7 protein-coding genes and 1 pseudogene are annotated in these 6,947 nt (G+C 71.2%); 4 read left to right on the top strand and 4 right to left on the bottom strand.

All coding sequences use genetic code 11. From position 1 onward, the window contains the following. Positions 1–306: pseudogene (locus BM396_RS26330) on the top strand (porin family protein); the annotation flags it as partial. Positions 307–426: 120 nt separating this feature from the next. On the opposite strand, the gene BM396_RS26325 reads toward BM396_RS26330, so the two are convergent. The 4 genes from BM396_RS26325 to BM396_RS26310 form a co-directional block, all read right to left on the bottom strand. Beyond that, positions 427–840, bottom strand: a complete 414-nt coding sequence (locus tag BM396_RS26325; protein WP_043386105.1) for a VOC family protein — start codon at positions 838–840, stop codon at positions 427–429. 341 nt (positions 841–1,181) lie between these two features. Next, a complete protein-coding gene (locus BM396_RS26320; protein ID WP_043348042.1) occupies positions 1,182–2,492 on the bottom strand; it encodes an MFS transporter in 1,311 nt (436 codons plus the stop codon). Between the two features lie 539 nt (positions 2,493–3,031). Then, a complete protein-coding gene (locus BM396_RS26315; RefSeq protein ID WP_043348046.1) occupies positions 3,032–4,603 on the bottom strand; it encodes an ABC transporter substrate-binding protein in 1,572 nt (523 codons plus the stop codon). Between the two features lie 90 nt (positions 4,604–4,693). Further along, positions 4,694–5,014: a hypothetical protein gene (locus BM396_RS26310; RefSeq protein WP_043386108.1), complete on the bottom strand. Its 321-nt coding sequence runs from the start codon at positions 5,012–5,014 to the stop codon at positions 4,694–4,696. A gap of 166 nt (positions 5,015–5,180) precedes the next feature. On the opposite strand from BM396_RS26310, the gene BM396_RS26305 reads away from it, so the two are divergent. From BM396_RS26305 to BM396_RS26295, 3 genes are all read left to right on the top strand, one after another. Next, on the top strand, positions 5,181–5,789 hold the full coding sequence (locus BM396_RS26305) for a PAS domain-containing protein (protein ID WP_043386111.1): 609 nt from the start codon (positions 5,181–5,183) through the stop codon (positions 5,787–5,789). A 62-nt stretch (positions 5,790–5,851) separates the two neighbouring features. Continuing rightward, positions 5,852–6,085 (top strand): hypothetical protein, encoded by a 234-nt coding sequence (locus BM396_RS32970; protein WP_148291078.1) that lies wholly within the window; start codon positions 5,852–5,854, stop codon positions 6,083–6,085. 187 nt (positions 6,086–6,272) lie between these two features. Beyond that, on the top strand, positions 6,273–6,803 hold the full coding sequence (locus tag BM396_RS26295) for a hypothetical protein (protein WP_043386184.1): 531 nt from the start codon (positions 6,273–6,275) through the stop codon (positions 6,801–6,803). Positions 6,804–6,947 lie beyond the last annotated feature (144 nt).

The following is a 6,947-nucleotide window of genomic DNA, read 5'->3' as shown; positions in this document are numbered from 1 at the left end:
GGCAGCGCCGACCGCTCCTTCGGCGGCTACGCCGGCAACGACAGCTTCCGCACCGGCTGGGCCGTCGGCGGCGGCGTCGAGTACGCGCTCCCCACCGACTCCTTCCTGAACTTCTTCCGCTCCTCGGCCGTGACGCTCAAGGTCGAAGGCCTGTACGTCAACCTCGACCGCAACACCCGCAACCAGGGCGCGTTCGTCATCAACGCCGCCAACAACTTCCCCGTCGTCTACAGCGGCATCGGCCGCCGTTCCGACGAGTTCGCCGTCGTCCGCGCCGGCCTGAACTACAAGTTCGGCTCCTACTAAGACCGCGCCGCGGCGGTCGGATCCCGACCGCCGCGCCAAGCCGAACTCGCAAGGGGCCGCGTCCGAAAGGACGCGGCCCCTTCGGCGTTGAGGCCCGACCCGACGCGGCCCGGCGCCGCCTCAGTAGCCCTTCCAGAGGCCGGGGGTGGCCAGCTCGAGCAGGTGCCCGTCCGGGTCGCGGAAGTAGACGCTGACGCCGCCCCTCGGCCAGCGGGTGCGCCCCTCGACGGCCACGCCGGAGGCCGCGAGATGCTCCTCCCAGGACGCGAGGGCGTCCGCGTCGATCGAGAACGCGACATGGGCCGGGCCGCGGCCGTCATGCGGCGGGATGAGCCCGCCCGGCGTCTCGATCGGCTGCAGGGACCCGCCCTCCGGGAAAAGCAGGAGGACGCCGCGGCCGCCGACGTCGAAGGCGCGCATGCGGAAATCCGTGAAGAGGCAGGGCAATCCCATTGTGTCGCGGTAGAAGGCTTCGGCGCGGTCGAGATCCGCGACGTACAGCGCCGTCTCCAGGATGGCGTTGAGCTTGGGCACGGCGATCTCCTGACGGCATCTCGGTCACGGGCGGCCCGGCCGCCGGGCTCGATCGTCCGGCGGGGATGTTCCGCGACGCCGCGCGAGCCGCGCGGTCCGCCGGCGACCGCGCCGGCGGTCACCGTCGGCAGAGCCTCGCGGTCGATCCGCCTCGGCCTGACGCGTCGGCTCCGCCCGGACGGCGTCCTGCAAGGCGTCGTCCAACGTCATGGGTCCGGCTCCCGGTCATCGGTGCGCCCGGCCGGCGGGCCCCGATCCGGTCCGGATCGGCGCCGTGCCGGGCGATGGCGGCACCAGGGCCAACCGGCCGGTCCCGGACTCGGTTCGCCGCCGCGCCGGGCTCAGACGGTCGACGGGCGCGGCGTACCCCGGTCGGGACGCGGGGCACGGCCCGGCACCAGTGACAGGGCGGCCGAGAGCAAGGCGAAGGCCACCAGGGGCAGAAGGCTCAGGGTGAAGCTGCCGGTGCCGTCCTTGATCGCGCCGATCAGGTAGGGGCCCAGGAAGCCGCCGAGATTTCCGACCGCGTTGATCGCCGCGATGCTCGCCGCCGCCGTGGCGGGCGGCATCTGCTCGGTCGCGAGCGCCCAGAACGGCCCCTTGAGCATGTAGACGCCGACCGCCGCGACCGTCAGCGCCGCCACGACCGGGCCGAGCCCCGAGAGGACCGTCCCGCCCGCGAGCCCCAGCGCCAGGACCAGGAACGAGAGCGCGAGGTGCCAGCGCCGCTCGGCGGTCCGGTCGCTGTGCCGGCCCCAGAGGACCATGGCCAAGGACGCGAATCCGTACGGGATGCTGTTCAGGAGCCCGGTCTCGACATTGCCGAGGCCGAAGCTCTTGACGATCTGCGGCGTCCAGAACGACAGCCCGTAGCTGCTCGCCGTCGAGCCGAAATAGATGGCCGCGAAGAGGGCGAGCCGCCGGTCGCGCAGGATCTCCCAGAGCGGCGGCTTCGCGGGCGCGCCGCGGCGGGTGTTGCGCGCCGCCTCGGACCGGAGCTGCCGCTCCAGCCAGTCCCGCTCGGCCGCCGGCAGCCACGCCGCCTCCCGCGGCCCGTCCGGCAGGAACCACAGGACCGCGACGGCCAGGACCACCGCCGGCAGGCCCTCGAGGATGAACAGCCACTGCCAGCCGGCGAGGCCGAACCCCGTCACGTTGAGCAGCGCGCCGGAGATCGGCGAGCCGAGGAAGGACGAGATCGGGATCGAGATCATGAAGATCCCGATGATCCGCGCCCGGTAGGCGGAGGGGAACCAGTAGGTGAGGTAGAGGATCACGCCGGGGAAGAAGCCGGCCTCGGCGAGCCCCAGCAGGAAGCGCAGGGCGATGAACGACCACGGCCCCTGCACCAGCGCCATGGCGGCGGAGATCAGGCCCCAGGTGGCCATGATCCGGGCGATCCACAGCCGCGCCCCGAAGCGCTCCAGCATCAGGTTGCTGGGGATCTCCATCAGGAAATAGCCGAGGAAGAAGATCCCGGCGCCCCAGCCGAACACGGTCGCCGACAGGCCGACATCGTGGTTCATCTGGATCGCCGCGAAGCCGACATTCACGCGGTCCAGGAAGGACACGAAGTAGGCGAGGATCAGGAACGGCACGAGCCGCCAGCCGATCCTGCGCATCGCCGAGCGTTCCAGGGCGGCGTCGTCCATGGCCTATCCTCGCGCGTGTCGTGGGCTCGGGCCGGGCCCCCGGGGTCCGGATCGATCCAGGTCACGGCTCCAGGTCACGGCTCCAGATCACGGCCGGGCCCGCACGGGGCTCGACGTCGCCGCGGGGGCCCCCGTGAGCGGCGGGCCGGGCGTCTCGTCTCGGGCTTCCTCGCGGGCCGGTCATCTCTGGTTGTGACCTGTGCCAACCTCAGCTTAACCCGCGGCCGCCGCGGCTGGGAAGCGCCATCGGGCTTCAACGGATCGGATCTGTCGAAGCCCGACGGCGTATGCGTCCGCCAGGCTGCCGGCCGCGATCGCCTGCAGGCGCGCGCGCCGGGCTGCCGCACCTGCGGGGCGCGAAGCGCCATCCGGCGGCCATCCAGGCCGCGCGACGCTCGGTGACGTCCCGCGATTCCGGGTTGCCGGCGCCGCTCGCCGGGACGGAGACACGGCGGGCGGCTCCCGACGCCGGGGCCTCGGTCTGGTTCGGAGCGACCGCCGTGCCGCAGGTCCGGGTCGGGACGGCGGTCCGCCGCCCGTCACCCCTTCTTCACGTTCCAGAACATCGGCACGCCGTCGAGCACGCCGGTCAGGGACGGCTTGTACGAGGTCTGGTTGAAGTATTGCCCGAGGGGCAGGTAGGGCAGGTCGGTGAAGGCCTGCCGCTGAAGGGCGCCCGCGAGCTGCTTGCGCGCGGCGGTGTCCGGGGCGTCCAGCCACTGGTCCCGCAGCGCCTCGATCTTCTCGCTGGTGGGCCAGCCGATCGCGGCGCTCTGGCCGGTCCCGCGCAGGAAGGCGCTGACCGCCGGGTTGGCCTGGTCGAGCCCCGCCCAGAAAGTGCAGAAGGCGCTCCAGCCGCCCTGGGCGATCGGGTCCTTCTTGGCGCGCCGCTGCACCACCGAGCCCCAGTCCATGACCTGATAGTCGACGTTGAAGCCGGCGCGCGTGAGCATGTCGGCCGCCACGTCGGCGAGCGCCTTGAGGCTGGGGAAGTCCGAGGCGCCCATCAGCACCACCTTCTCGCCCTTGTAGCCCGCCGCCGCCAGCGCCGTCTTGGCCGCCTCGTAGTCGCGCTTGCTCGTGAGGACATCGAGGCCGACATCGCTCGCCATCGGCAGGCCGGGGCAGAAGAACCCGGTGGGCACGTGAATCAGCTTGGGATCGGTACCGGTCACCGCCTGCATGAAGTCGGTCTGGTCGACGACCTTCAGCAGCACCTGCCGGATGGCCGGGTTGTCGAAGGGCGGCTGAAGCTGGTTCATCCGCAGGCAGCCGATCAGGCCGGTCGGGTCGGTGATCCGCGTCGTGAGCCCGCCCAGGGTCGGAACGAGATCGGCCGGCGGCTGCTCCCACCAATCCATCTCGCCGGTCTGCATGGCCGAGGCGGCGGTGGCCTGGTCGGGAATGACGTGCCACTCGACCCGGTCGACGAAGACGCGCTTCGGACCCGAGGTCCATTGCGGCTCGCCGCCCTCGCGGGGGACGTAGCCGGCAAAGCGCTCGTAGACCACCCGGGCGCCGACGACGCGCTCGTCCGCCTTGAAGCGGAAGGGGCCGCTGCCGACCATCTCGGTCACCTGCGTGAACGGGTCGGTCTTGGCGAGCCGCTCCGGCATGATGGCGCAGATCGAGGATCCGACCTTACCGAGGGCCTCCGGCAGGAGTGCGAAGGGCTTTTTCAGCCGGAACTGGATCGTCCGGTCATCGGGGGCCGAGAGTTCGTCCGTGTAGGCCATGAGCGTCTGGCCCATGGCGTCGCGCTTGCCCCAGCGGGCGATGCTCGCCACGCAGTCGCGGGCGAGCACGGGGCTGCCGTCGTGGAAGGTCAGCCCGGGCCGCAGGGTCAGGCGCCAGAGCTTGTCGTCGTTCTCCACCGTGTGGCCCGCCACCATCTGCGGCTGAGCGGCATAGCGCGCATCGGTGCCGTAGAGCGTGTCGAACACGGCGAGCCCGTGATTGCGGGTCACGTAGGCGGTCGTCCAGATCGGATCGAGCACCGTAAGGTCGGCCTGCGGGATGAATTTGAGCGTCCGCGCGGCACTGCCCTGCGCCAAGGCCGGGGCCGCGAGGGCGGCGCCCGACAGGGCCATGAAGGATCGTCTGTTCAGCATGCCGACTCGCCCGAGCGTTGCAACCCGGCAAAGGTTAGCACGTGGCGGGCCAAGCACGTCACGGGCGAAGCGGATCAGGGGCGAAGCGCGTTACGGGTGAGCCGATGCGCGTCGCTCCGCGAGATTCCGCACGAGGTCCAGGAGACGATGGCGAAGCTCGGGATCCTCGATCCGCCGGAAGGCGGACAGGAGAGCCTCCGCCTCGTCGGCGCGCCGTTCGGCACTGCCATCGTCCCGTTCGGCGGCGCGCGGGCCGTACAGGGTGGCTGCCGGAATCGCCAGGGCTTCGGCGATCCGCTGCAGGAGCCGCCCCGTCGCCGATTCGGGCGGACGGGCCCGGTGATCGAACGGGTTGTCCTCCGGCGCCGCATCCCCGGAGGATCCGCCCGGATCAGGTGCTTTGGGTCCCATCGGCGGTCAAGCTTCGGCACGCGGCTGGCGGGAGCATTCATAATACAGAAGAATGCCGACACGCGAGTGCCCAGCAAGCAACAGTTGCATAATTGCGCTAAGAATCCCTTGAGGTTGTGACAGACATCCTAATAAGAGGTGATCGGGGACGAATACGAACACCGCCATGCCCAAGACTAAGCCGCACGCCGGTCGGAACCGTTCCAGGGCGTTCCCGATCGCGGGCGAGACCGCGGACATGATCGGACACTGGGACTGGGATGCCGCCACGGACCGCGTACGGGTCGATGCCTTCGCGGCTCGCCTCTTCACGGTCGATCCGGCCGAGGCCGAAGCGGGTCTGCCGCTGGCGTTCTACGACGGGATCACCCATCCCGACGACCGCGAACGGGTCATCGGCCTGATCCGCCGCAGCGCCGCGGAGGGGAGCCCGTACATCGCCGAGTACCGGGTGATCTCCATCGACGGCCGGACGCACTGGGTTCTGGCCCGCGGCCGCATCTTCGGCGACCATACGGGCCGGCCGGCCGGCGGTCGCGGAATCCTGGTGGACGTCACGCGGCTGCGCGCGAGCGAGGGCCTCTCCGATGAGGTCACGCCCGGTGCCGGGGAGACGCCGCTGGACCGGGCGGTCGAGCATGCCATCGCCGCGCAGGACGCGATCGTCGCCGCCGGGGATCCGGTGCTGAAGGCCCAGGCGGACGCGCTGCTGATGGCGCTGGGACGGCGGCTGGCACAGCGGCACGTGGTGGAGCAGCGACGGCGCCTGAACTGACGTCGGCGATCGATCGCCGATCATCACGCGCGACGATCGGCCATGAGCAAGTTCTCGCCGAGGTGATGACTTTGTCGGCGACGATCCAGGGCGCCCTGCAGGCTGCCGAAGGCGTCGCGTCCGGCACCGCCGCGGTGACGATCACGGACGGCAGCGTCCGGGTGCGGGCGCCGGCCGAACTCCGCGCCGGCGCAGGCCGCCCGATCCGGAAGGACCCTGGTCCTCGCCGCCGCCGCTCCCGCACGCGGGCCGGCCGGGTGGCGCCCGTCCTGCGGCAGCACGCAACACCTTCCTGAATGGCCCCGGTGAACACGACTTCCATTTCTCGGCTCACCGCTTGGATATGACGGCAGCCGATTTCAACTACAAAGAAATTTGATCAGTACGCGCCCGTCTTTCTGGACAACGGCCGAGATCAGGCTTAACCTGGATATGTTCGTGCCGCCGATGTGCGGGCTCGAATGCTTCCAAGGATCGTCTTACATGAAGCGCCGCAGCGCGCGACCGTTCATGGTCGAAGTCAAGCAGACCCGTCCGGCCCGCACATCGCTGACTGCCACTGAAGCGCGCTCCCGCCCGGACAAGACTCTATGGCCGGAACTGGCGCAGGCCGCGATGGAGCCGCCGGCATCCGTGCCTCAGGCGGCGCCGGCCCAACGCCCGGAACGGAAGGCGCCGGAGACACCGGCTCGCCGGGTTCTGCCGAGCCTCGTCCCCATGTTCGAGATTCCGGACGAGCCGGTGGCCGAACCGGCGGACGAGGTCATGCCGGCACCTCGGGTGCGGCGGCCGCGCCGTACCCGGGCTCCCGCGTCCGAGCAGGACATCGCCCCCCAGGTGCAGGCGGCACCGCCGCGTCCGGCCGCAGAGCCGCCCCTGCCCGTCGCGGAGGCGCCCCCCCTGGCGGCCGCGTCCGGTCAAGGTCCGTCGCCGCGATCGACGGCCGGGCGGCGAACGAAGGACCTGCGGCTCGGGGAACGCTGGAAGCGGCGCCTTCCGCCGGCCCTGCGCTGACCCAGGCTGCGCTGACCGGTCCTGGCGCCTTCGCCCGGATCCGTCAGGGACTGCACGGTCCGAAGGTCTCGAGCCATCCGCGCAGACAGGCTTCGCAATCCGGCCCGGCGCCCTCGGCCGGCGGGCTCCATCCGGTCCAAAACC

The sequence above is a fragment of the Methylobacterium sp. UNCCL125 genome (genome assembly GCF_900116795.1).
Taxonomy (GTDB): Bacteria; Pseudomonadota; Alphaproteobacteria; order Rhizobiales; family Beijerinckiaceae; genus Methylobacterium; species Methylobacterium fujisawaense.
The sequence above is the reverse complement of the archived record's forward strand: the minus strand, read 5'-3'. Positions and strand labels throughout refer to the sequence as shown.